Annotated in this window: 20 protein-coding genes; 10 read left to right on the top strand and 10 right to left on the bottom strand. The window is 66.9% G+C overall.

The window, feature by feature from the left end; translation table 11 throughout:
- Positions 1-22 precede the first annotated feature (22 nt).
- Entirely contained in the window at positions 23-1384 is a 1362-nt protein-coding gene (locus tag DPR14_RS14555) for an IS1182 family transposase (protein ID WP_158045786.1), read from the top strand.
- 309 nt (positions 1385-1693) lie between these two features.
- Here the strand turns inward: DPR14_RS14555 and DPR14_RS14550 are convergent, their stop codons facing one another.
- Positions 1694-2329, bottom strand: coding sequence for a LuxR C-terminal-related transcriptional regulator (locus tag DPR14_RS14550; RefSeq protein WP_192498954.1), 636 nt, complete (start codon positions 2327-2329; stop codon positions 1694-1696).
- 405 nt (positions 2330-2734) lie between these two features.
- Between DPR14_RS14550 and DPR14_RS14545 the strand changes: the two genes are divergently transcribed.
- From DPR14_RS14545 to DPR14_RS14520, 6 genes are all read left to right on the top strand, one after another.
- Positions 2735-3481 carry a substrate-binding periplasmic protein gene (locus DPR14_RS14545; RefSeq protein WP_158045784.1) on the top strand — a complete coding sequence of 249 codons (747 nt, stop codon included), beginning with the start codon at positions 2735-2737 and terminating at the stop codon, positions 3479-3481.
- 73 nt (positions 3482-3554) lie between these two features.
- Complete coding sequence (locus tag DPR14_RS27440) at positions 3555-5144, top strand: methyl-accepting chemotaxis protein (RefSeq protein WP_192498953.1); 1590 nt, start codon at positions 3555-3557, stop codon at positions 5142-5144.
- 130 nt (positions 5145-5274) lie between these two features.
- Positions 5275-6537 (top strand): MFS transporter, encoded by a 1263-nt coding sequence (locus DPR14_RS14535; protein WP_158045783.1) that lies wholly within the window; start codon positions 5275-5277, stop codon positions 6535-6537.
- A gap of 228 nt (positions 6538-6765) precedes the next feature.
- A complete protein-coding gene (locus DPR14_RS14530) occupies positions 6766-7257 on the top strand; it encodes a response regulator (protein ID WP_158045782.1) in 492 nt (163 codons plus the stop codon).
- Positions 7258-7340: 83 nt separating this feature from the next.
- Entirely contained in the window at positions 7341-10001 is a 2661-nt protein-coding gene (locus DPR14_RS14525) for an ATP-binding protein (RefSeq protein WP_158045781.1), read from the top strand.
- Positions 10002-10206: 205 nt separating this feature from the next.
- Positions 10207-10584: a DUF2934 domain-containing protein gene (locus tag DPR14_RS14520; RefSeq protein ID WP_246148174.1), complete on the top strand. Its 378-nt coding sequence runs from the start codon at positions 10207-10209 to the stop codon at positions 10582-10584.
- Between the two features lie 2 nt (positions 10585-10586).
- Here DPR14_RS14520 and DPR14_RS14515 read toward each other — a convergent pair whose 3' ends face one another.
- The 4 genes from DPR14_RS14515 to DPR14_RS28880 all read right to left on the bottom strand — a co-directional run bounded on the left by DPR14_RS14515 (position 10587) and on the right by DPR14_RS28880 (position 13468).
- Positions 10587-10802 (bottom strand): hypothetical protein, encoded by a 216-nt coding sequence (locus DPR14_RS14515; protein WP_158045779.1) that lies wholly within the window; start codon positions 10800-10802, stop codon positions 10587-10589.
- Between the two features lie 141 nt (positions 10803-10943).
- Positions 10944-12734, bottom strand: coding sequence for a monovalent cation:proton antiporter-2 (CPA2) family protein (locus DPR14_RS14510; protein WP_158045778.1), 1791 nt, complete (start codon positions 12732-12734; stop codon positions 10944-10946).
- Between the two features lie 36 nt (positions 12735-12770).
- A complete protein-coding gene (locus DPR14_RS14505; protein ID WP_343038649.1) occupies positions 12771-13226 on the bottom strand; it encodes a Crp/Fnr family transcriptional regulator in 456 nt (151 codons plus the stop codon).
- Positions 13169-13468: a cyclic nucleotide-binding domain-containing protein gene (locus tag DPR14_RS28880; protein ID WP_343038648.1), complete on the bottom strand. Its 300-nt coding sequence runs from the start codon at positions 13466-13468 to the stop codon at positions 13169-13171. Before DPR14_RS28880 ends, DPR14_RS14505 begins: the two co-directional genes overlap by 58 nt.
- Before the next feature lie 265 nt (positions 13469-13733).
- Here DPR14_RS28880 and DPR14_RS14500 point away from each other — a divergent pair, with 265 nt between their 5' ends.
- Positions 13734-14483 carry a DUF502 domain-containing protein gene (locus tag DPR14_RS14500; RefSeq protein ID WP_425500939.1) on the top strand — a complete coding sequence of 250 codons (750 nt, stop codon included), beginning with the start codon at positions 13734-13736 and terminating at the stop codon, positions 14481-14483.
- 122 nt (positions 14484-14605) lie between these two features.
- Positions 14606-16477 carry a chloride channel protein gene (locus DPR14_RS14495; RefSeq protein WP_158045777.1) on the top strand — a complete coding sequence of 624 codons (1872 nt, stop codon included), beginning with the start codon at positions 14606-14608 and terminating at the stop codon, positions 16475-16477.
- A 6-nt stretch (positions 16478-16483) separates the two neighbouring features.
- On the opposite strand, the gene recG is transcribed toward DPR14_RS14495, so the two are convergent.
- Complete coding sequence (gene recG / locus DPR14_RS14490) at positions 16484-18565, bottom strand: ATP-dependent DNA helicase RecG (protein WP_158045776.1); 2082 nt, start codon at positions 18563-18565, stop codon at positions 16484-16486.
- 115 nt (positions 18566-18680) lie between these two features.
- Between recG and DPR14_RS14485 the strand changes: the two genes are divergently transcribed.
- On the top strand, positions 18681-19520 hold the full coding sequence (locus tag DPR14_RS14485; RefSeq protein WP_246148173.1) for a GNAT family N-acetyltransferase: 840 nt from the start codon (positions 18681-18683) through the stop codon (positions 19518-19520).
- A gap of 6 nt (positions 19521-19526) precedes the next feature.
- Here the strand turns inward: DPR14_RS14485 and DPR14_RS14480 are convergent, their stop codons facing one another.
- From DPR14_RS14480 to DPR14_RS14465, 4 genes are all read right to left on the bottom strand, one after another.
- Complete coding sequence (locus DPR14_RS14480) at positions 19527-20384, bottom strand: ABC transporter permease (RefSeq protein ID WP_158045775.1); 858 nt, start codon at positions 20382-20384, stop codon at positions 19527-19529.
- Between the two features lie 3 nt (positions 20385-20387).
- Positions 20388-21311: an ABC transporter permease gene (locus DPR14_RS14475; protein WP_246148171.1), complete on the bottom strand. Its 924-nt coding sequence runs from the start codon at positions 21309-21311 to the stop codon at positions 20388-20390.
- Positions 21308-22621 (bottom strand): ABC transporter substrate-binding protein, encoded by a 1314-nt coding sequence (locus tag DPR14_RS14470; protein WP_158045774.1) that lies wholly within the window; start codon positions 22619-22621, stop codon positions 21308-21310. The genes DPR14_RS14475 and DPR14_RS14470 overlap by 4 nt, the downstream gene beginning before the upstream one ends.
- Positions 22622-22693: 72 nt before the next feature.
- Positions 22694-23701: an ABC transporter ATP-binding protein gene (locus DPR14_RS14465; RefSeq protein ID WP_158045773.1), complete on the bottom strand. Its 1008-nt coding sequence runs from the start codon at positions 23699-23701 to the stop codon at positions 22694-22696.
- Positions 23702-23848: the final 147 nt, after the last annotated feature.

The raw sequence follows: 23848 nt of genomic DNA, 5'->3' as shown, positions 1-23848 counted from the left end.
GCTTTTCCAGGATATTCCCGCGATGAGCAACTTCCGGCCGATCGACCGCCAGACCGGGTTCCTTCTGCCGCCGTCGGTTGACGAGTGGCTGCCGGAGAAGCACCTGGCTCGCTTTGTGGTCGAGGTGATCGACGGCTTGGATTTGAGGGTGATGAGGGGGAGCTACCGCGGCTCGGGTTCGGCGTCCTACCCGCCGTCGCTGCTGCTGGGCATCCTGGTTTATGGCTACGCGACCGGCGTGTTCTCGAGCCGCAAGCTGGAGCGGGCGAGCTATGACTCGGTAGCCTTCCGTTTCATCGCGGCGAACCAGCATCCGGATCACGACACGATCGCGGCGTTCCGGCGACGGTTTCTCCAGGAGATCGAGGGTCTGTTCGTCCAGGTGCTGGCGGTGGCGCGCGAGATGGGCGTGCTCAAGATGGGCACGGTGGCGCTCGACGGAACCAAGATCCACGCCAATGCCAGCCGGCACAGCGCGCTGTCCTATGAGCATGCCGGCAAGATCGAGGCGCAACTGAAGGCCGAAGTGGCCGAGTTGCTGGCCAAGGCCGAGGCGGCGGACCGCGCGGACCTCCCCGACGGCCTGTCGATCCCCGATGAACTGGGGCGCCGCGAGGAGCGGCTGGCAAAGCTCGCCGAGGCGCGCGCAACAATCGAAGCGCGCGCTCGAGAACGCTTTGAGCGCGAGCAAGCCGAACATGAGGCTAAGCTTGCGGCGCGGGACGCGAAGGCCGAGGCGACAGGCAAGAAGCCCCGGGGCAAGCCGCCCCAGCCCCCCGTCGAAGGTCCCCGGCCAACCGATCAGGTCAACCTGACCGACGAGCAATCGCGCATCATGCCGGTGGCGGGCGGTGGCTTCGAGCAGTGCTACAACGCCCAGGCTGCAGTGGCGGCGGGCAGCCTGCTGGTGGTCGCGGCCGATGTCTGCCAGGCGACCAACGACAAGCAGCAGCTCGCGCCGATGCTGGGCAAGCTCGCCGCCCTGCCCGAGGATCTGGGCCAGCCCAAGACCCTGCTGGCCGACACCGGCTACTTCAGTGCGGCCAACGTGCAGGCCTGTGGGGCGGCCGGCATCGAGCCGCTGATCGCGCTGGGCCGCGAGGCCCACCATCCCTCCTTGAGCGAGCGCTTTGCCGAGGCGCCGCCCGCGTCGGACGATCCGACAGCGGTTGAGGCCATGGCTCACCGCCTGAAGACGCTGGAGGGCAGGAAGCTCTACGCCCAGCGCAAACACACCCCGGAACCGGTCTTCGGCATCATCAAGTCCGTGCTGGGATTCCGCCAGTTCCTGCTCCGCGGTCTCGATCATGTTCGCGGCGAGTGGAACCTTGTGACCATGGCTTGGAACCTGAAGCGGATGTTTGTCCTGAGCCCGGCCGGATGACGGCGGGATAACCGGGCTCAGGGCCGCCCACGGTGCAGTCGCGGACTGCGGCAGGTCGGTGCCGACGATTTCGAGGACAGCATCACCGTCCCGACGGCGTCTTCAGTACCTTCCGGCGGCGCAGCTGCACTCAAGCGCTCGCCCGAAAATCCCAGTCCGACAGGCTGCTAGGACGTTACCATGACGAGTTCATTAGCGGTCCCGGACTTTTCTTCGCGGTGCGGCAAAACGCCGTCGGCCCGGAAGGGGACCGCCCGGAGACTGGGATGTCCCCGGCCGAACCGCGTTCCGAGCACCCGTGCGCGCAGGTCAGGCGCTGAGCGCCTGCGGCCGGTCGAGACCCTGATGGATCGCCCACAGCGCGGCCTGGGTCCTGTTCGCGGCCTTGATCTTGCGCAGCAGCTGCTTGACCGAAGCCTTGACCACCATCTCGCTGAGCGACAGGTGGTCGGCGATCATCCGGTTGCTGTCGCCATTGACCAGGCGGCGCAGGATCTCGGCCTCGCGGGCGGTCAGCCCGCGAGGCGCCGCCGGCTTGGAGACGGGAATCCTGAAGGGTGTCAGTCCGGCGGGGAGCAGGATTTGCCCGTCCATCACGCGGTCGAGCGCCGCGGTCAGTTCGCCGGGATCATGGTCCTTGGTGAGATAACCGTCGGCGTGCGCCTCGACGGCCTGCCGCAGGCGGTCTGTCTGGAGATTGGAAGTCAGCATCACAAGGCGGGCATCCGGCATTGCGGAGCGCAGGGCCTGGAGCGACTGGGGCCTGTCCGCGCCGGGGTCGAGGACGATCAGCCGAGGCTCCGGCCTGCTCTCCGAGAACCGGGATGCCAGCGCCTCCTCGATGCTCGCATGCTCGGCAACCACCTGGTAGCGCGAGCCTTCCAGCAGGCGCATCAGGCCCTGGCGGAACAGGCGGTGCGGGTCGATCAGCAATGTCGGGGTCATCGGTATTCTCCATCGCGGGAACCTGACGCCACAAGACCATGCGAACTGGCCGGAGACAGTGAAGTAGTTCACAAACGGTAAATAAGTTTTCTTTTTTCTTCTTGTTTCATCTGTTGCGAACGTGCCGAACGACGGATGCGACATTTCGGCAATTAACCTATCTAGCCGATCGATGTGATGTTGATGGAGGCCGGACGCGAAGACGACGGGTTCCGGTCGGCTCCATGCGTTCGATCTCCCCGGTTGAAACGCAACCCGGTACCAGATGGTGGCAGCACCAAAAACTGCTCTTGCCGGGAGTTGTCGATTCAGGTTATGCAACGCAATGGATAGAATTTGAATCTAACTAATTATTTTTCGAACGAACTGCGGAACTGTTCCCAATCCCTGCGCCGAGGAGCCAGCATGCATAGGTATCTTGCCACATCGGGGTTATGGCCGTTGCGGGCCGTGGCGCTCCTCCTGCTGGTCGGCGCGGCATGGGCATTTCCGGCGCAGGCCAAGCCTTTGAAGGTCGTTTACGTGGAGCTGCCTCCCTACACCTATACTGATCCCGACGGCACTCCCAAGGGAAGCCTGGTCGGTCTGACGCAGAAGGTCGCAGCCGACGCCGGGGTGGACTATGCCTCGGAGTCGGTTCCGGCGCGGCGCCTGTTCCAGGGCATCGCCGCGGGTGAATACGACATGTTCATCGGCATCAAGACTCCCGAGGCGTTCCAGGGCACGACTGTCGCCAGCAGATCGGTGATCGCCAGGATCGATCTCCATGCCTGGTCGATCGGCGCGGTACCCGAGGTCAGGACCAAGGAGGATCTGGCCGGCAAGCAGGTGATCGTGCTGACCGGCTATTCCTACGGCGGATGGCGGAGCTATTTCGAAGATCCCGCCAACCGGGTCCAGATGATCGAGGCGAGAACTCCCGAGCAGGCGCTCCAGTTGCTGGTCGCGGGACGGGCGCCGGTCCTGCTTCAGTACCAGCTTCCGATGGAGCAGGCGCTGGACGGCAAGCGTCCGCCCGACCTGCGATCGAGCCTCATTTCCAGCCTGGACTGCCATTTCGTCGTTTCGCTGAAACATCCGGACGCGGCCGAACTGGTCGGCAGGCTGGATGCCAGCTTCGAAAAGCTCAAGGCGGCCGGCGCCTTGCCCTGACGCAAGGCCCGGACGACCGGGCCCTTCCGGGACCGGAAGCCCTCTTTCCCTCGAACCACAGTCGAAGCGGAACATGCCCGACCCAAACGCTGCACAGGGAGCCGCCGGAATCACCGGCCGGTTCGGTATCCGCCAGAAGGCGCTGATCCTGATCGGCGCGACCATGCTGCTGTCGGGCGCATCATCGATCGGCATCACGCTCCACCGGTCCGAGCAGGCGGCCTATTCCGACCTGGAAACCCGAGCCGACATCATCGCCGCGCTACAGGCGCGGTCCGCGGCCATTCCCTTGTTCGATTTCGACTTCGAGCAGGTCACGGAACTGGTCAAGGCGGCGGCCGGGGACCCCGATTATCTCGCCAGCTTCGTGCGCGATCCCAAGGGGAAGGTCGTCGCCGCCGTCGGCGACCTGGACGCGACCGAGGGCTTCATCGAGGTCGTCCGGGAAATCCGCGGCGGTGCCGGCGGGCAATCGGCCAGGATCGGCGAATACGTGCTGCGGCTGAAGACGGCGCGGACCGATGCGCACCTGCGCTCACAGGCGATGGTCCAGATCGGCGGCGGCGTCGCGGCCCTGGTGATCGTCATGGCGATCCTTTACGCCATCATCGCCTCCTTCAGCGGTCCCCTGGAGAAACTGACGCGGCTGGTCGGGCGGCTGGCCTATGGAGATCATGGCGTCACCGTTCCGGATACCGGCCGCGGCGACGAGATCGGCGCCATGGCCCGCGCGGTCGATGTGCTGAAGACCAAGGCGCAGGCGCGGGAGCGGTTGGAGGCCGAGAAGATCGCGTCCCAGGCGGCTGAAGCGGCGCGGGCGAGCCGCCTGACCGATCTGGCCGCGGCTTTCGACAGCCGCGTCGAACTGGTCGTCGCTGAGGTTTCCGGGACCGCCGGCCAGATGAAGGCCGGCGCGGAGGGCGTGCTCGACGGCGTTCTGGCCGTCGACCGGCGAAACAGCACGGTCGCCGCCGCGGCCGCGCGGGCATCCCAAAGCGTGTCCATCGCGAGTGCCGCCGCGGAGGAGCTGACCACTTCCATCCAGGTCATCGCCGAAAGCGTCGGCCAGTCGGTGCTGGTTTCGGGCCGTGCCATCGGCAAGGCGGACGAGACCCGGCGGACCGTCGAATCCCTGGCGGAGGCCGCGCACAAGATCGGCGAGGTGACCGACCTCATCAACCAGATCGCGGGGCAGACCAACCTGCTGGCGCTCAACGCGACGATCGAGGCCGCCCGGGCCGGAGAGGCGGGGAAGGGATTCGCCGTCGTCGCATCGGAGGTCAAGAGCCTGGCCAACCAGACGGCGCGGGCGACCGAGGAGATCGCCGGCCAGATCCGGGCGATCCAGGCCGTGACGCAGGAAACGGTCGCCGCGATGCAGCAGATTTCCGCCGCCATCACCGATTTGAACGACCGTTCCGGCCAGATCTCCGCGGCCATCAGCGAGCAGCTCGGCGCCACCACCGAGATCGCGGTCCAGGTCAGCGGCGCGGCCGAAGGTGCGGAGACGGTCGCCCTGACGATCCAGGAGGCCGCCGGCGCCTCCCATGAGGTATCGACCGCCGCGCGGGAGACGGTGCAACTCGCGGCGAAGCTGCAGGAGCGGTTCAGCGCGCTGCGCAGCGAAGTCCGCCAGTTCTTGGACTCGGTGAAGGCGGCCTGACGGAAAGGCGGCGGAGCCTTTCGGCGGTTCCGGTTGTTGGATTGTCGGCCGGCGCCTTCCGACGGCGCCGGAGGTCGTGCCCAATCTCAGGTTCATTGCCCAGGTCCGCCACCCAGGAGCTTCGCACCCTTTGCGCCCGTCCGTCTCTACCGCCGGATTCGGTGGAATCCTCCGAGCCCTGCGCAATCCCAACTATGGCCTCTACACCGCCGGCAATGCGGTGTCCCTGATCGGCACGTGGATGCAGCGGATAGCGGTCGGCTGGCTCACTTGGCAGTTGACCGGCTCGGGTGCGTGGCTCGGGGCCATCGCGTTTGCCGACCTGTTCCCGACCGTGTTCGTCGGCCCCTTCGCCGGGGCGGTGGCAGACCGGTGGGATCGCCTGCGCGTCACGAAGGTCAGCCAAGCGCTCGCCATGGTCCAGGCGATCACCCTGTTCGCGCTCACCTGGTTCGATCTGATGACAATCGAGCTGCTGTTCGCCCTGACGGTGGCGCTTGGCGTCATCGCCGGCTTCAACCAGCCGGCCCGGCTGGCGCTGATCCCCAGCCTGGTGCGGCGCGAGGACCTGCCGGCGGCCGTCGCGATCAACTCGATCATCTTCAATTCGGCCCGGTTCGTCGGTCCGGCGGTCGCCGGACTGATGATCGTGACCGGGGGCCTGGCATCCGCTTTCGCCGTCAACGCCCTCACCTTCGTGCTTTTCCTGGTGGCGCTGTCCCGCATCCGCCTGCCGGCCGAGCCGCCCGCACCGCCACGGGTGCGGAATTCGCTGTTCCGCGACGTGGGGGACGGCATCCGCTATACCGCGTTCCATGAGGGCATCGCGCCGATGATGATCCTGCTGATCGCGGTCTGCCTCTGCGTCCGTCCGGTGGTGGAATTGCTGCCGGGTTTCGCGGCGGCGGTCTTCGCGTCGGGAGCGGGCGGGCTGGCCGTGCTCACCTCCACCATCGGTGCCGGTGCGGTACTGGGCGGCCTCTGGCTTGTCCGGCGGAGCGATTCCGGCGGGCTGACCGGCATCGCCCTCGGCAATACCCTTGTGCTGTCGCTCGCTCTGCTGGCCTTCGTCTCCACGGACCAGTGGTGGGTGGCTATCCCCTCGCTCGGCGTCCTGGGAGCCTGCATGGTGGTCACCGGCGTCGGCACCCAGACGCTCCTCCAGTTGTCAGTGGCCGGCGAGATGAGGGGCAGGGTGCTGAGCCTCTACGGCGTCATCTTCCGCGGGGGGCCGGCGCTCGGCGCGTTGATTGTCGGGGTGGCATCGGAGCGGTTCGGTCTCCGGATCCCGCTTGCGGCAAGCGCGGGTCTTGCCGTGCTGGCATGGCTATGGACATGGTCCGGGCGCGCTCGGATCGTCCGGGCGTTGGAGCCGGGAAGGCATGCGGACTGATCCGTGGTCTGGTGTAAAGTTGCGGAATGCCGGTAAGGATGCGTTTCTTTTGCGAAAGAATACGCCATGTCTGTCAATAACATAATCCTGTAAATCAAGATCTTCGTCTTCCTGTATATCCGCCTGCGGACTGCCCTATAAATCTTTTGAATTATTTATGTAACTCGCTGTGATGCGACGAAAGGCATGGTATCGTTCCTCATAATATGACGAACGGCCGAAAAGGCGGTGCTGGAAGTGGAGATAAGACATCCAAGCGCTTCAGCGCCGAAGGGGTGGGGGACCCCGCCGTCCGGTTTTCGGACCAACATCCTGGTCGTGGACGACGATGCCGCGGTTTGCCAAGCCTTCGCCTTCACGCTGGAGGACCTGGGCTGTTCAGTGGTCGCGGTCACCGGCATTTATGAGGCGTTCACCCTGATCGCCAGCCGGGGGTTCGTTCCCGACCTCATCATCGCCGACCAAGGCCTCGGAGACGGCATGACCGGCCTCGAAGCCATCCGCCTGTGTCGGGCTCGATTCGGCAAGCGGGTTCCGGCCTGCATCGTGACGGGAGATACCACGCAGGAGGCTCTGCGCGATCTGTCCGCCGAGGAAATCGGCTGCCTCGCCAAACCGATCGGGTCAGCGGAACTGCAGGCCCTCGTTGACCCCGCAGCCGGGCAGCCCTGCACAGGCTTGCGCAGGCAATCGGATTTTCGACCGGCTTGGCAACGATGAGGTAGCCGGTTCCTGAAAATTCATGTCATATCCCTGATTGTTTCGGTCTAGTGAGACTGTTTCATTGCGGCGGATGCGGCTGAATGCCGGTGGGAACCGAAAAGCTGTGGGGAGTTCTGCGCGGGCTTCGATTGCGCCTGATGCTTCTGGTATGCTGCGGCGTCATTCCTTTGTCTCTCCTGGTCCTGACGCTCCTGGAACAGCAGCGCCAGCAGATTTTGGCCGGCGCGCGCGACGAAGTCATGAGCTTGGCGCGCGAGGCGGGCATGCGGCAGGGCGAGGTTCTCGCCCAGGTGCGCGGACTGCTCCAGGCTCTCACGGCGATTCCGGCCCTGCGGGAGTTCGACGAGGGAACCTGCAGCGGGATGCTGGGCGAGATCGTCCAACACCAGCCGGGGCTGACGTCGCTCTGGATCGCGCGGCCCGACGGCAGCGTGCCGTGCAGCGACCAGCCTGCGGGCCTTGCCCTGAACATGGCCAAGCGCGCCTATTTCCAGGTCGCAGTGTCACAGGACAGGTTCGTCGTCAGCGACTACCTGATCGGCCGGGTCAGCGGCCGGCCGGTCCTGGCTGCCGCCTTGCCGTTCCGCAGCCCGGATGGTCGGATCGGAGGAGTGGCACTGGGCGGCGTCGATATAAGCTGGCTCCAGAGGCTGGCGGAGCAGGTCGTCAATGCCAAGGATATAAGCCTGGTTCTGGTCGACGGGCACGGCACCTTGCTGGCCCACGGTTCGGCCTCGGCGCCGTCCAATCCGCCGGTCGGGTCGAAAGTCGCGGATCATCCGCTGATCGCCACCATGCTCGCGAGCGCTGACGGCAGCGTCGAATCCCCCGACCTCTCCGGCGTCAGCCGCCTGTTCGCCCATGTGGTGCTTCCCGGAACGGACGCGAGGCTGGCGGTGGGGATCGAGCGCGACGCCGTCCTGGCCCAGGTCGACCGGCAGCGCACCATCAGCCTGGTGACCCTGCTTCTGGTGACGGCGGCGTCCCTGACGGCCGCGGCTCTGGCCGGGGAAGTGCTGGTGCTGCGCTGGCTCAATCGCCTGCGGGACGCGGCGGCAAGGCTGGGGCGGGGCGACCTGTCGGTCCGGGCGCCGCTGCCTCCCGGTGGTGAGCTGCGGGAGCTGGCCGGCGCCTTCAACGACATGGGCGACAGCCTGGAACAGCGCGAGCAGAGCCGCAGCGAATCGGAGGCCCGGTTCCGCGACATGGCCGAGGTATCGAGCGACTGGTTTTGGGAAACCGGGGAGGACAACCGGTTCACCTATATCTCCAGGGGCATCAACCTGACCGGCGCCGGTCAGGATCTTTTCGTGGGAGCGCTGAGGGAAGAGCTTGCCGCCCCGGTGATCGATGACGCCGACCGCGGGAAATGGGACCGCTACAGGGCGGATGTCCGGGCTCGCCGCCCGTTCCGCGACTTCACCTACCGGATCATCATGCCCAACGGATCGATCCGGCACCTGTCGACCAGCGGCAAGCCCGTGTTCGACCGGATGGGCAGGTTCACCGGCTATCGTGGCGTCGGACGGGACGTGACCCGCGATGTGGAGGCGGAGCAGGCGGTAAGGAAGGCGCGGGAAGCGGCCGAAGCGGCGAACCAGGCCAAGTCGCAGTTCCTGGCGATCATGAGTCATGAACTGCGGACACCCATGACCGGCGTGCTCGGCACGATCGACCTGCTGTCCGACACCGGCCTGACCACCGACCAGGCCCAGTGGTTGGCCATCATGCGGACGTCGGCCGAGACACTGATGACCGTTCTGAACGACATTCTTGATTTCTCGAAGATCGAGGCGGGCCAACTCCAGTTCGAGCAGGTCGCATTCCGACTCGGCACCGTGACCCGCGAAGTCACCGGCCTGTACGCCAAGCTGGCGGCGGACAAGGGTTTGACGTTCACGGTGCTCCTGGACGGACTGCACGCGGACGAAGTGCGTGGCGACCCGGTCCGGTTGCGCCAGGTTCTGTTCAATTTGGTCGGCAACGCCGTCAAGTTCACCGAACGGGGGCGGATCGAGATCCGCGTCTCGGAGACGCCTTCCGACTCCGATGGCGTGATCGTCCGGTTCGAGGTCGAGGACACCGGGATCGGCCTCAGCGAGGAGGAGCGCGGTCATCTCTTCCAGGCGTTCTCCCAGGCCGACGCGACCACGACCCGCCGATTCGGGGGGACGGGCCTCGGCTTGGCGATCTGCAAGCGTCTCGTCGAGGGCATGGGCGGAGACATCGGGGTCGACAGCGTTCCCGGCGCGGGATCGACCTTCTGGTTCACGGTCAGCCTGGAACGTTGCGCCTTACCCGCGCCGGTGCCCCGCCCGGATCACGGCGATCCGGCCATTCCTCCCAGGCGCGTGCTGCTCGCCGAAGACGACGATCTCAACCGCCTGCTGATCGCGACCATGATCCGGCGCATGGGGCACGACGTCCGGACCGCCGAGGACGGCGCGCGGGCCGTGGAGGAGGCGGCGGAGGGCAACTTCGATATCGCCATCCTGGATCTCCAGATGCCGGTGATGACCGGGCTGGAGGCCGCCCGGCGGATTCGGGGGATGCAGGGGCACGTGGCGGAACTGCCGCTGGTGGCGCTCACCGCCGACGCCATGCCCGAACGGCACGAGGAGCTTCAGGCGGCCGGCTTCAACCAGTGCCTGACCAAGCCGGTCGACCTGCGCAAGCTGGCCGAGGTGATCGGCGAACTTGCGCAGGTGGCGGACGAACTGCCCTCCCAGGCGGTTCGATGAAGGATCGGGGATGCGGAGCGGAGTCGAGGGAACAGGAGCGGATGCGGACCGTTAGGGTCGGACGGTCAGGCGGTCGCGGCGGAAAACCCCTGACGGTGGTCTTCAGCTTTCTTGTGCGGCGCCGTGATGGCCTTGATATGATTGCCGGAAACCGGCAAAGGGAGATCCAGGGGAAATGAGCCTATTCGACGAAGTTGAAAATCGGGTGAGACAACGGGCCTACGAGATCTGGCAGCGCGAAGGCTGCCCGGAAGGACGGGAAGCTGATCACTGGGCGCTGGCCAAGGAAGAGATCGCGATCGAGGACAACCAGACCCAGACGCTGGTGCCGAATCCGTCGCAAGGCGGCGACGATACCGTCGTCCATCCCGAGTCCGTCGAACCGCTGCTTGCGGCGGAGAGCCTGGGGGAGGATATCGGCGGCCCGACCAACCAGTCGGATGAGCAGCCCCTGCCCAAACGCACCCGGACCCGCCGCTCGTCCGCTGCCGCCGGCGATACCGTGGAAACCGCCCCCGCCCCATCGGAAACAGCCGGTACGGCCAAGGCGCCCCGGGCCCGGAAGGCCAAATCCAAGGAATAGGGTCAGGCCGCGTCGCTTACGGCGATCAGGCCACCCAGCGCGCCGTAAGCCTTGCGATCGGCGCGCATCAATTCCAGCAGTTCGCGCAGGCTCTCCTGCGCGAAGGCGCAGTTCTGCCGGTCCAGTTCGGCGCGGGTCAGTTCGATGAAGCTATCCAGCAGACGGGCATGCACCCGGCAGGCAGAGCGGAGTTCGGTAGCAATGATCGGGGTGCGCATGTCGACTGGCCCTTCGGCTCATGTTGAACGTGCCCCCATTACGCTATTTGCCGGTTAATGACTGGTAAAAGACTGGATCTCGCGAGCGATTTCAGACGAACTACCCCTTTTGAGAAAACAAGCCGCCTCGCTTCGCGGTACTCAAGGGTTCTCATGATCCTGAAAACGCCCGTGCTGTCCTTGCTGCATTTTTTCATCTTTTGACGGCGTGGACGTAAGCCGTTTCGATTTGGGGAGAATCAGGTTGGTCAGCTTCGCGTAAGCCTCCAGCCGGAACTCTTCCAGCTGTTCCGCGACTTCCTCGGGCGAGCGGCCGAGTGAGCGAAGCAGCAGGCCGCCGAGCCGGAGGCTGCCTTCCATCATCTCCGGGACCACGTGGGTAGCACCGGCCTCGCGCAGGTGGGCCTGATGCTCATGATCCCGTGCACGCGCGTGGATGTCGAGCAGGGGGCACAGCCGCCGGATCGCCTCGACCGCCCGTTCGGCCGCCTGGGGCTGGTCGAGCGTCACCACGGCGGCGCGGGCGCGGTTGACACCGGCGGCCTTCAGGACCTCGGCCCGGCTGGCGTCGCCGTAATAGATCGGCAGGCCGCGCGCTCTGCCTTCCGCGACTCGCGAAGGTTCCAGGTCGAAAGCCATGTAGGGCAGGCGCTGCGCTTCCAGCAGCCTGGCGATGGTCTGGCCGACCCGCCCGAACCCGGCGATGATCACGTGGCCCTTGAAGTCGCGCGCGTCCTCCTCCAGCCGGCGGAGTTCGGCCGGGCCGACCCGCGGGGTCAGCAAACCGGCGAGCCAGCGGCCGGCCACCATGAGGAACGGGGTCAGCGCCATGGTGAGCGCCACGACCGCCAGCATGAGCTGGCCCACCTCGCCTCCCAGCACGCCCAAGGCCATCGCCAAGCTGAACAGGACGAAGGCGAATTCGCCGCCCTGGCCGAGGCTGAGCCCGACCTGGGCCGAGACCGCCGTCGGGAAGCCGAAGGCGCGGCACAGCACGGTCAGCACGACCGCCTTGCCGAGCACCAGCGCCGTGACCAGCGACAGCACCAGGGGCGCTTCCCGGACGACCAGCCCCAGGTCGATCGTCATGCCGACGGTCATGAAGAACAGGGCGAGCAGGATCCCGCGGAACGGCTCGATGTCGCCCTCGACCTGATGGCGGTACTCGGTCTCCGCGATCAGCAAACCGGCCAGGAAGGCGCCCAGCGCCATCGACAGCCCGGCGATCTCCGTCAGGTAGCTTACGCTGAGCACGACCAGCAGCGTCACGCCGGTGAACAGCTCGGGCGACTTCGCCGCGGCGACGGCGCGCAGCGCCGGCCGCAGGATCAGCCGTCCGACGATCAGGATCAGGAGAAGCGCCGCGACCGCCTTCAGCGCGGCGATGCCGAGCGCGCCGGCGAGGCGGGCGCCGTCGGCCGCCAGCAGCGGCACGAGGGTCAGCAACGGGACCACGGCCAAGTCCTGGAGCAGCAGGATCGCGAAGGCCACGCGGCCGTGCCGGGTCGGCAGCTCGCCGCGTTCCACCAGGATCTGCAGCACGATGGCGGTGGACGACAGCGCCAGGCCACCAGCCAGGATCGCCGCAGCCTCGCGTGGCTGACCCAGCCAGCGGGCGGCGAAATAGAACAGCGCCGCGGTGACGACGACCTGGAGCGTGCCCAGGCCGAAGACGTGGAGCCGGATCGCCTTCAGCCGCTCGATCGACAGTTCGAGTCCGATGGTGAAGAGCAGGAACACGACTCCGAAGTTGGCCAGGACGGTCATGCCGGAAACGTCGGAGACGATCGCCAGCCCGGCCGGGCCGATCAGCATTCCCGCCACGAGATACCCCAGCACCGGGCTGGAGCGCAGCCGCTGGAAGATCGGCACCACCAGGATGGCGGCGGCGAGGACGATCAGGACATCGTGAAGGTCTTGGGTGGCGTGCATGCGCGGCTCTACAGGAGGGGCTTCTCAGGCGGCGGTTCACTCGCCCCGTACTTCCTCCACCATATCGACCAGCCGCGAATAATCCTTAACGACGAGCGCATGGCTGCGTCGCTCGACGATCCCGCTACGGGCGAGATCGCTGAGCACGCGGGCGACCGTCTCGCGGGTCGTGCTGACCCGGCTCGCGATGTCGCCATGGACCGGGATCGGTGAGATCTCCGCGGTGTTGTCGGGCTTCAGCCCGGGTTTGGCAAGGCGGACCAACTCCGCGTGGACCCGGTTGTTGGCCCCGAGCGTGCTGAGGTCCATGATCCGGCCGGTAGCACTTCGGATGACCGCGGCCATCCGCTGCATCAGCATCAGCGCCACCTTGGGATGGGTTGTCACGATTTCCTGGAACAGGCGGGGCGGGACGAAGGCGATCAGCGTGTCGGTCAGCGCCACCACCGTCGCGGACCGCGGCTCGCCGTCCAGGGCCGAGAGTTCACCCATGTACCCCCGGCGGAAACGTCGTCGAAGCTGATCTCCCGCCCCGACAGGGAAAACATCACGACTCGCACCCGGCCCTCGACTACCAGGCAGGCGTCCCGCGTCTCGCTGAGGTGGTCGATGATCTGCTCGTCCGCCTTGTAGCGGCGCCAGCTGCACTGGCGGACGATGGCGGCGCGTTCCTCCGGCGTCAGGGACGCCAGCAGATCGATCCGGTCTAGCGAGGCGGCCTGCACTTCCGACAAGTTTGAATACTCCAGCAAGCAAGGGGCCTGATCGAACGAGGCGGCGAACGAGGAGAGCGAAGGCTGGACCAAGGATAGCCCACGACGGTTTCGCCCGCGACCCCTCCTGAGGCTCTCCGCACGATCCGGAATCGCTTCGCACCGGCGAAATGACGTATTGTATGCTTTCAGATAGAACCGATTTCAGTAGGAGCGGCCAACAAGCCATTGTGCCGCCGCCGGCTTCGGCCCATCATCAACCAGCGTTTCAGCTCAGGTTCCGCCCGTGCTCCCCCAAAAAGATCCCGATCATCCCGCGTCTTCTCCAGCATCTCCGGGAAAGGGCGGCAAGCCCCTGCGCATCGGCCTGATGGGCCGGCTGCGGGCCTATTTCCTGGCGGGCATCCTGGTGACCGCTCCGGTCGCCATCACGCTCTATCTCGCCTGGGCGGTGGTCAACCTGATCGATACCGCCGTGTCGCAACTCCTGCCTGCGCAGTACAACCCCGAAAACTATATGCCGTTCAGCGTCCCCGGCCTGGGCGTGGTGATCGTGATCGTGGCGCTGACGTTGACCGGCGCCCTGACGGCCGGTGTGATCGGCCGGCTGGTGGTGCGCGCCGGCGAGGCGGTGCTGGCCCGCATGCCGGTGGTGCGGAGCGTCTACGGCGCCACGAAGCAGATCCTGGAGACGGTGCTGGCCAACCAGTCCGCGGCCTTCCGCGAGGTCGTGCTGATCGAGTACCCCCGGCGCGGGATCTGGACCCTGGGCTTCATCACCGGGCATACCCAGGGCGAGGTCCAGGACCTGACGGTGGACGACGTGGTCAACGTCTTCATCCCGACCACGCCGAACCCGACCTCGGGCTTCCTGCTTTTCGTCCCGCGATCCGACCTGCATGTGCTGGAGATGACGGTGGAGGAGGGGATCAAGATGGTCGTCTCCGGCGGGATCGTCACGCCGCCGGACCGGCGCCCGGTCGCACGGCGCGGCGGCGTGGGAGAGCACGCCCGGGCGCCTGAAACCGTCGGGTAGGACGGCGGAGTCCGCATCCCGCGATCTCCTTCGGTGCCGCTTGCGGGAGTTGGGTGTTAAGGCGGGAGGTGTCCCTCTCCGGTTCGGCCGGGCAATTCCACCGAGTGCCGAGTTCCACTCCCATGTCCGAAGCCACACGCTATCCCTCCGGCGCCAAGGCGCAGGACGATCCCCCGAAATCCGAGTCGCCGTCCGGGCAGGCCGGCCAGTCCCGGCTCGGCCGCAGCCTGAGTCTGTCGATCCCGACGCGACGGCTGCGCAACAGCGAGCTTGTCCTGATCCTGGTAAGCGGCCTGCTCGGTGGCGTGGTCGGCTTCGGCGTCATGCTGCTCCATGACTTCGTCGACTTCCTGCACCGCCTCGCGTTCGATCTCGGCGAAGGGCGCTATCTGAGCGAGGGCGTTGGCATCGCTCCCGCCGCCATGCTTCTGGTGCCGACCGCCGGCGGGTTGCTGGTCGGAACGCTGATGTTCTTCGTGCGCCGCTGGCGGCCCGGCGAGATCGTCGACCCGATCGAGGCGAACGCCCTGTTCGGCGGCAAGATGTCGCTGATCGATAGCTTCCGGCTGACCGTCTCGACGCTGATCTCCAACGGCTGCGGCGCGTCGGTCGGCATGGAGGCGGCGTATACCCAGACCGGCTCGGGACTTTCGTCGACGGTCGGGCAGGTGATGCGGCTCCGCCGGGGCGACCTGCGCATCCTGACCGGCTGCGGTGCCGCGGCGGCGATCGCCGCCGCGTTCAACGCTCCCCTGGCCGGCGCCTTCTACGCCTTCGAACTGGTGATCGGCAGCTATACCCTGGCGGCTCTGGCCCCCGTCGCCGTCGCCGCCGTCACGGCGACGCTGGTCGCGCGGATGACGATCGGGGTGGCGCCGATCTTCACGGTCGATGCCACCCTGGTCGGTGTTGGCGCCGTCGACTATGCCGCCTTCGCCCTGGTCGGCTTCGCCTCCGGCTGGCTCGGCATCCTGACCATGCAGGCGGTTACGGTGTCGGAGCGGCTGTTCCGTCGGATGGCGCCCCAGATCTGGCTGCGGCCCGCGGTCGGCGGGTTCTGCCTCGGCCTGATCGCGATGGGGGTTCCCCAGGTGCTGGGCAGCGGGCACGGCGCCTTGCAGATGAGCCTGGACGAGCAACTCGCCCTGCCGGTGCTGCTGGCGCTGCTGTCGGCGAAAATCCTGGCGTCCGCCATATCCTTGGGGTCCGGGTTCCGCGGCGGCCTGTTCAGTTCGTCGCTGTTCCTCGGCAGCCTGTTCGGCGGCATCCTGGCCCAGGTGGCGATCGTGCTGTATCCCGCCTTGTCGGTCAGCGATACCGCCTTCATGCTGGTCGGCATGGGGTCGGTGGCTGCGGCGATCATCGGCGCGCCGATCACCATGGTCATGCTGGTGCTGGAGATCACCGCCGACTTTCCGGCGACGCTGGGCGTGCTGACCGGCGTGGTGATCTCGAGCGTGGTGGTCCGCAAGGCCTTCGGCTACTCCTTCGCGACCTGGCGCTTCCACCTGCGCGGCGTGCCGATCCGGGGCGCTCACGACGTCGGCTGGATCGAGGACCTTACCGTCGGCCGGCTGATGCGGCGCGACCAGAAGATCGTCGCCGAAGACATGAGAGTCGCGGCACTGCGCCGCATCTACCCGCTGGGCAGCGTCAAGCAGGTGTTCGTCGTCGATGAGTCCGGACAGTACATGGGGCAGGTTGACATGGCCGCGGTCCACAATCCCGATCTGGACGAGCGGGCGAATGAGACCCAGGTATCCGAACTTGCCCGGAACGTCCGCTTTTTCCTGCTGCCGCGGACCAACGTGCGTACCGCCCTCAAGCATTTCGGCGAGGCGGAGGAGGAGACCCTTCCCGTGCTGGACGGGCCGACCAGCCGCAAGATCGTCGGCTATCTGACCGAGGCCTATGCGCTGCGCCGCTACAACCAGGAATTGGAAAAGCATCGCAGCGACGAGCTGGGCATGAAGAACCTGTACGGCGCGGACTGACCGTTCCTATCCCGACCGGAGATATTTCACCGCCTGGTCCCGCTCGAACAGGTAGAGCAGCACGCGGAGCGCCTTGCCGCGCTCGGTCTGCAGCTCCGGGTCCCGCTCCAGGATCAAGCGGGCGTCGTCGCGCGCGACCGCCAGCAAGTCGCCATGAACGGCGAGGTCGGCCATGCGGAACTCCGGCAGGCCGCTCTGGCGCGTGCCCAGCACCTCGCCGGCGCCGCGCAGGCGCAGGTCCTCCTCGGCGATCAGGAAGCCGTCCTCGGTCTCCTTCATGATCGAGAGCCGCGCCTTGGAGGTCTGGCTGAGGGGATTGTCGTAGAGCAGAAGGCAGGTCGAGGCGGCGGTGCCCCGGCCGATCCGGCCCCGGAGCTGGTGGAGTTGGGCGAGGCCGAACCGCTCGGCATGCTCGATCACCATGACGGAAGCTTCCGGCACGTTGACCCCAACCTCGATCACCGTCGTCGCCACCAGCACGTCCAGGTCGCCACCGGCGAAGGCGGCCATGACGGCGTCCTTCTCGGTCGGCTTCATCTTGCCGTGGACCAGCCCGACCCGCTCGCCGATCTCCGCGCGCAGCAAAGCGTGGCGGTCGGTGGCGGCGGCGAGGTCGACCAGCTCCGACTCTTCGACGAGCGGGCAGACCCAGTAGACACGGGCGCCCTCGGCGATCTTGCGGCGGATGCCGGCGATGACCTCCTCCAGTCGGTCGATCGGGATCGTGATGGTGGTGACCGGCTTGCGGCCGGGCGGCTTCTCGGTCAGGCGCGACACGTCCATGTCGCCGTAGGCGGTCAAGGTCAGGGTCCGCGGGATAGGAGTCGCCGTCATCACCAGGACGTCGACGCTCCGGCCCTTGGACGAGAGCTGGAGCCGCTGGTGGACGCCGAACCGGTGCTGCTCGTCGATCACGGCGACGGCGAGGTCGCGGAACGCGACGTCCTCCTGGAACAGGGCGTGGGTGCCGACGATGATGTCGATCTCCCCGGCCGCCAGCCGCTCGTAGATCGCCGCCCGGGCCTTGCCCTTGTCGCGCCCGGTCAGTACGCCGAGCCGAACCCCGGCGGCCTCCGTCAGCGGCCCCAGGGTCTCGAAGTGCTGGCGGGCCAGGATCTCGGTCGGGGCCATCAGCGCCGCCTGTGCGCCCGCCTCGACGGCGTTGAGCATGGCGAGCAACGCCACGACCGTCTTGCCGCTGCCGACGTCGCCCTGGAGGAGACGCAGCATGCGGCGGTCCGCCTGCATGTCGGCGTAGATCTCCTCCAGCGCGCCGGCCTGGGCGCCGGTCAGGGCGAAGGGCAAGGCCGCGACCACCCTGGCCCGCAGGCGGCCGTCCCCCTTGACCGAGCGGCCCGACAGCTTGCGCTGGTGCTGGCGGATCAGGGCCAGCGCCAGCTGGTTGGACAGCAACTCGTCGAAGGCGAGCCGGCAGCGCGGCGGGGCCAGTCCGGAGAGGTCAGCCTCGTCCTGAGGGTTGTGGACCGTGGCGAGGGCGGCGCGCCACGACGGCCAGCCGCGCCGCGCCAGCCAGGCGGGGTCCTGCCACTCCGGCAGTTCCTTGGCGGCGGCCAGGGCCGATGCCATGGCCTTGCGCAGCACCTTGGAGGCGAGGCCGGCGGTCATGGGGTAGACCGGCTCGACCGCCTCGAACTCCCCCTTGGCGTCGGCCGGGACGATATGGTCAGGGTGCGCCATCTGGGGCATGCCGTTGAACCATTCGACCTTGCCGCTGACGACGATCTGCTGGCCGGGCGGAAGCTGCTTCAGCAGCCACTCGCCGCGGGCATGGAAGAACACCAGGTCGATCTCCCCGCTGTCGTCGCGGCACCGGACCTTGTAGGGGTGACGCGGGTTCAGCGGCGCGGAATGATGCTCCACCCGGACCGTCAGCGTCGCGATCGCATTGTCCGGGGCGTTCGCCACGTCGGGCGCGAAGCGGCGGTCGATGATGCCGGTCGGCAGATGCCACAGCAGGTCCGCCACATGGGGCCCGACCAGCTTCTCGGTCAGCTTGCCGAGCTTCGGCCCTAGCCCCTTCAGCGTCGTGACGGGAGCGAACAGGGGGAACAGGATGTCTGGCCGCAAGGAGCGCCCTCGTTACGCGGGATGGGATGGCGGACTTAGCCGCAGCCGGCCCGTTGTCGCAAGTTCCGCGTCGTGCTTCAATCCCGACGGACGGAGCGGGAGGAGGAGTGCCGGCGTGACGGTCAGGACCATGAGCCGCGGCGACGTGGATCGCGTGATCCGGTGGGCGGCGGAGGAGGGCTGGAACCCGGGGCTGGGCGACGCGGTGCCGTTCCACGCCGCCGACCCGGCCGGCTTCCTAATAGCGGAGGCGGACGACGGCCAGCCTGCCGCGGCGGTGTCCGTTGTCCGCTATGGGGAGAAGCTGGGTTTCCTCGGGCTCTACATCGCGCGGCCGGAGTACCGGGGGCGTGGGTACGGCATGGAGGCGTGGCGGGCCGGGATGGAGCATCTGGCGGGACGCACGGTCGGCCTGGATGGCGTCGTGGCCCAGCAGGACAACTACCGGAAGTCCGGCTTCGTCCTGGCGCACCGGAACGTGCGCCTCCAGGGGACCGTGCCCGCCGTCGGGATGCCGGACGGTCTCGCCGATCTGGCCGCCGTGCCGTTCGACCGGCTTCTGGACTATGACCGGCCGCTGTTCGGCGCGCCGCGCGCCGCCTTCCTGTCGGCCTGGATTGGCATGCCCGGCGTCGTCGGCCTGGCCGCCGGGGGGACCGCCGGGAGCCTCGGCGGCTATGCCGTCGCGAGGCCTTGCCGCGTCGGCTGGAAGATCGGGCCGCTGTTCGCCGACGATGCGGAAACGGCGGACAAGCTGTTCCGCGGCCTGTGCGCCGGCATCCCCGGGGGCGAACAGGTGATCCTGGACGTGCCGGAGCCGAATCGCGAGGCCGCGGCGCTTGCGGCGCGGTACGGCCTCGCCCCGGCGTTCGAGACCGCTCGCATGTATGCCGGCCCGCCCCTCGGCCTCGACCTCGGCCGGATCTTCGGGATCACGACGTTCGAGCTGGGCTGACGGGACTCAAACCCCGCCGCCGGCATCCGACCCTTGCCGCGCGCGGCGTCGTTGGACCAGCAGCACCGCGCCCAACGCTCCCAGGATCACCAGGAAGGAGAGCGCGGTCGTCAGGGTGCCCAGCGCGTACAGCACCGGTGTCGTGACGTTGGTGGTCATGCCGTAGATCTCCAGCGGCAGCGTGTTGAAGCTGCCGGCCGTCATCAGGGTTCGGGCGAACTCGTCGTAGGACAGGGTGAAGCCGAACAGCGCGATGCCGATGACGCTGGGGGCGATGATCGGCAGCACGACGAATCGGATCGTCTGCCAGGGCGTGGCGCCCAGGTCGCGGGCCGCTTCCTCGTAGGCCCGGTCGAAGCGGTTGAAGATCGCGAACATGATCAGCAGGCCGAAGGGCAGGGTCCATGTCAGGTGGGCGCCCAGCGCGGAGCTGTTCCAGTTCGGCTCGAACCCCACGATGTTGAACATCAGGCCGATGCCCAGGCTGACCAGGATCGACGGAACGATTAGGCTGGCCACCGCGATGTAGAACACCACGCCCGAGCCGCGGAAGCGATGGCGGAAGCCCAGTCCGGCCGCGACCGAGAACAGCACGGTCACCACCATGACGATCAGCCCCAGGGTGAGCGAGCGGGTCAGCGCCCCGCCGAAGTCGCCGACCGCCTGCTGCTCGAACAGATTGTGGAACCAGTGGGTCGAGACGCCGTTCATCGGGAAGGTCAACCCGCCGTTCGGCCCCTGGAACGACAGGATGACGATGGTCGCGATCGGACCGTAGAGGAACAGAACGAACAGCCCGAAGAACCCGGCCAGCAGATAGAAGCCGAGCGGGCGGGGCTCCCGGCCGCGCCGTGGTTTCGCCATGGCTCACAGCTCCTTTCGGATGTCGACGACGCGCAGCATCAGCGCCACCATGATCAGCACGACCAGCAGCAGCACGACCGCGTTGGCCGCCGCGGCGGGGTATTGCAGCAGGGATATCTGGTTCGCCATCATCAGCCCGACCGAGGCGCTCTGGCCGCCGCTCATCAGGCGCACCGTGATGAAGTCGCCCATGACGAGGGTGACGACGAAGATCGAACCGATTGCGATTCCCGGCTTGCTCAGCGGGATGACGACGTTGGTCAGCACTTGCCAGCCGGTGGCGCCTGCATCGACCGCCGCCTCGACCAGGGCCCGGTCGATCCGCATCATGGAGTTGAAGATCGGCACGACCATGAACAGCACGTAGAGATGCACGAAGGCCAGCACCACGGAGAAGTCCGAGAAGAGCAGGAACTCCAGTGGCTGGTCGATCACGCCCATGGCGAGCAGGGTGGAGTTGAGCAGTCCGTTGCGGCCGAGGAACGGGATCCACGAGATCATGCGGATGATGTTCGACGTCCAGAACGGGATCGTGCAGATCATGAACAGGGTGATCTGCCAAGTCAGCGACCGGACATGGAAGGCCAGGAAATAGGCGACGGTGAAGCCAATGCCCAGCGTCAGCGCCCAGGTCAGCGCCGCGTATTTCAGTGTGTTCAGGTAGATCTGCCAGGTGACCGGCGAGGTCAGCAGCTCCTCGTAATTGAGCAGCATGAAATCCGGTATCACCCGGATCGAATCGTAGTCCCAGAAGCTGACGACGATGATGGTGGCGATCGGGACGAGGAGGAAAACGGCGAAGGTGAGCGTGAGCGGCGCCACCTGGAGATACGGAGCGACCGCCGCTGCCAGGCGTGTCCTGTCGGGGCGCTTCGACGTCGCCCCCTCCCGGCGCTGGGCCGGGAGGGTTTGGGTCTGGCCGGTCATGCGGCGATGAACTCGTTCCACTTGCGGAGCATGTAGCGGTCTTCGTCCATGACGGCGTTCCAGCAGGCCACGGCGCCCATGCGGTCGTAGAAGGAGCCGCCGTCGCGGACGGCGCCGGCCTTCTCCATCACCTTGCCTTCGGGGCTGAGGATGTCGGTCGCGGCCGGCTTGCCTTCCATCCAGAAAGCCCATTCCTCGGCGCTCATGTGCTCCTTGGCGGTGTCGATCACGGCGCTGTAGTAGCCCTGGCGGTTCAGGTAGGCACCGACCCAGCCGGACAGGTACCAGTTGATGTATTCGTAGGCCGCTTCCAGCTCCAGCCCACTGACATGCTTGGCGATCCCGAGCCCGCCGCCCCAGGCGCGATAGCCCTCCTTGAGCGGCTGGTAGGTGCAGGGGATGCCCTTGGCACGGACGGCGGCGACCGCGGGCGACCACATGGACTGGATCACGACCTCGCCGGAGGCCATCAGGTTCACGCTCTCGTCGAAGGTCTTCCAGAAGGCGCGGAACTGGCCGGCCTTCTTGGCCTCGATCAGCAAGGCGACGGTCTTGTCGATCTCCGCCTTGGTCATGTTGCCCTTGTCGCCGTACTTCATCTCGCCCATGGACTCCGCGACCATGGCGGCGTCCATGATGCCGATCGACGGGATGTTGAGAATCGACGCCTTGCCCTTGAACGCGGGGTCGAGCAGGTCCTTCCACTGCGTGATCGGCTTGCCGACCAGGTCGGGACGGATGCCCAGGGTGTCGGCGTTGTAGATGGTCGGGATCAGCGTCATCCATTGGGTCTGCGACTTGGCGAAGGAGGTCGAGTCCTTGCCCTCGACGAAGCCCACGGTGTGCGGCGCCGTGCCCTGCGCGATGGTCGAATCGGGCGTCAGCTTGCCCGTGATGAAGAGCGGGACGATCTTGTCGAAATTCTTGATCTTGCCGACGTCCATCGGCTGCATGACGCCGGCCGGGAAGACCTTCTTGCAGATCCAGTACTCGATGTCGGCGATGTCGTAGGACCTGGGCTGGGTGACCGCGCGCTGGGAAACCGCGTCGCTGTCCAGCGCCGTCATCTGGAGGGTGAAGCCCAGGTCCTGCTTCACCTTTTCGGCGACGGCGTTGAGGTTGGACACGCCGGTGCCGAACTGGCGCAGCGTCACGTTCTTGATGTTCTGCGCCCAGATCGTCGGGAACCCGGTGATGGCCCCGCTGCCGATGGCGAGGCCGGCGGCCGCCGCCGCGGTCCCCTTCAGCGCCTGGCGGCGGGTGATGCCGTTGGTCGCCGGCTTCGGCGTATTGATGGTGTCGGTGCTCATCTCTGAAGCCTCTCGGTTTTCTTGTTTGTCGGTTTTCGATTGTCGATCGTCGCGAGCGCCGGCCGCTCGGGATCAGGCGGCGAGCGGGTGCATGTCTTCCTGGGCCCAGACGGCGGTAACCCTGTCGCCGGCGTTGAGCGGAGCCGCGAAGAAGGCCTGTTCGGTGACGGTCACGGCGAATTCCTCGACGCCGGGGGACGCCAGGCGCAGATGAACCATCGGCCCCTGGTACTCGACCAGACGGACCGTGCCGGTGAAGCTGTTGGGTCCGGCCGCCGACTGGTCGGGCAGGAGGCGGATCTTGTCGGTCCGGACGGCGAACTGCCGGCCGGCGGCACCGTCGAGGAACGACAGGACGTTGTGGCCGCCGATGAAGCGGGCGACGAAGGCGTCGCGCGGCCGGTTGAACACCTCGCGCGGGGAGCCGGCCTGGGCGATCCGCCCGTTGTTCATCACCACGACCAGGTCGGCCAGCGCCAGGGCCTCCTCCTGACCGTGGGTGACATGGATGAAGCTGATGCCCAGCTCGCGCTGAAGGCGCTTCAGCTCCTCCCGCATCTTGACCCTCAGGAACGGGTCGAGCGCCGACAGCGGCTCGTCCAGCAGCAGGGCGCTGGGATTGGTGATCAGCGCCCGGGCGAGGGCGACCCGCTGCTGCTGCCCGCCGGAGAGCTGGGCGGGAAGCCGCTCGGCGTATTTGTCCATCTGGACGAGGCCGAGCAGGTCCATCGCCTTGGCCCGGCGCTCGGTCTTCGAAACCCCCTTCAGCTTCAGGCTGAAAGCCACGTTGTCGACGCAGGTGAGGTGCGGGAACAGCGCGTAGCTCTGGAACATCATCGCGGTGCCGCGCCGGGCGGGCGGCAGGTCGTTGATGTGCGTATCGCCGAGAAGTATGTCGCCGTCGGTTACAGATTCATGTCCCGCGATCATCCGGAGCGTCGAAGTCTTGCCGCAGCCGCTGGGTCCCAGAAGGCAGCAATATGTCCCCGCCGGAATGCGAAGGTCGATCGAGTCGACCGCCGTTACCGGCCCATACATCTTGGTGACCGCAGCGAGTTCGATATCCGCCGGTCCGGCCATTCGTCTCTACTCCACCCTGTCTCTTTGACTTGCCGATCATCAGCGGTTCATTCTTCAGCAATTTGGGTGCCAGGAAGCCCGGATGGGCGGAGAGAGAGCCGGATGCTTCCCAAAGCCGGAAAGGCATGGTCAAATTGTATTCAAACC

This window comes from Skermanella pratensis (genome assembly GCF_008843145.1).
In the GTDB taxonomy this organism is placed as follows: Bacteria; Pseudomonadota; Alphaproteobacteria; order Azospirillales; family Azospirillaceae; genus Skermanella; species Skermanella pratensis.
Note: the sequence above shows the minus strand (reverse complement) of the source record. Positions and strands in the feature narration are given on the sequence as shown.

What these genes read in the sequence shown, in the direction of transcription:
- DPR14_RS14555 (WP_158045786.1), top strand. Translation starts at nt 23, where the DNA reads ATGAGCAACTTCCGGCCGATCGACCGCCAGACCGGGTTCCTTCTGCCG.
- DPR14_RS14515 (WP_158045779.1), bottom strand. Translation starts at nt 10,802, where the DNA reads ATGCGCACCCCGATCATTGCTACCGAACTCCGCTCTGCCTGCCGGGTG.
- DPR14_RS14465 (WP_158045773.1), bottom strand. Translation starts at nt 23,701, where the DNA reads ATGGCCGGACCGGCGGATATCGAACTCGCTGCGGTCACCAAGATGTAT.
- DPR14_RS14525 (WP_158045781.1), top strand. Translation starts at nt 7,341, where the DNA reads ATGCCGGTGGGAACCGAAAAGCTGTGGGGAGTTCTGCGCGGGCTTCGA.
- DPR14_RS14550 (WP_192498954.1), bottom strand. Translation starts at nt 2,329, where the DNA reads ATGACCCCGACATTGCTGATCGACCCGCACCGCCTGTTCCGCCAGGGC.
- DPR14_RS14510 (WP_158045778.1), bottom strand. Translation starts at nt 12,734, where the DNA reads ATGCACGCCACCCAAGACCTTCACGATGTCCTGATCGTCCTCGCCGCC.
- DPR14_RS14545 (WP_158045784.1), top strand. Translation starts at nt 2,735, where the DNA reads ATGCATAGGTATCTTGCCACATCGGGGTTATGGCCGTTGCGGGCCGTG.
- DPR14_RS14480 (WP_158045775.1), bottom strand. Translation starts at nt 20,384, where the DNA reads ATGGCGAAACCACGGCGCGGCCGGGAGCCCCGCCCGCTCGGCTTCTAT.
- DPR14_RS27440 (WP_192498953.1), top strand. Translation starts at nt 3,555, where the DNA reads ATGCCCGACCCAAACGCTGCACAGGGAGCCGCCGGAATCACCGGCCGG.
- DPR14_RS14475 (WP_246148171.1), bottom strand. Translation starts at nt 21,311, where the DNA reads ATGACCGGCCAGACCCAAACCCTCCCGGCCCAGCGCCGGGAGGGGGCG.
- DPR14_RS14495 (WP_158045777.1), top strand. Translation starts at nt 14,606, where the DNA reads ATGTCCGAAGCCACACGCTATCCCTCCGGCGCCAAGGCGCAGGACGAT.
- DPR14_RS14505 (WP_343038649.1), bottom strand. Translation starts at nt 13,226, where the DNA reads ATGGGTGAACTCTCGGCCCTGGACGGCGAGCCGCGGTCCGCGACGGTG.
- DPR14_RS14470 (WP_158045774.1), bottom strand. Translation starts at nt 22,621, where the DNA reads ATGAGCACCGACACCATCAATACGCCGAAGCCGGCGACCAACGGCATC.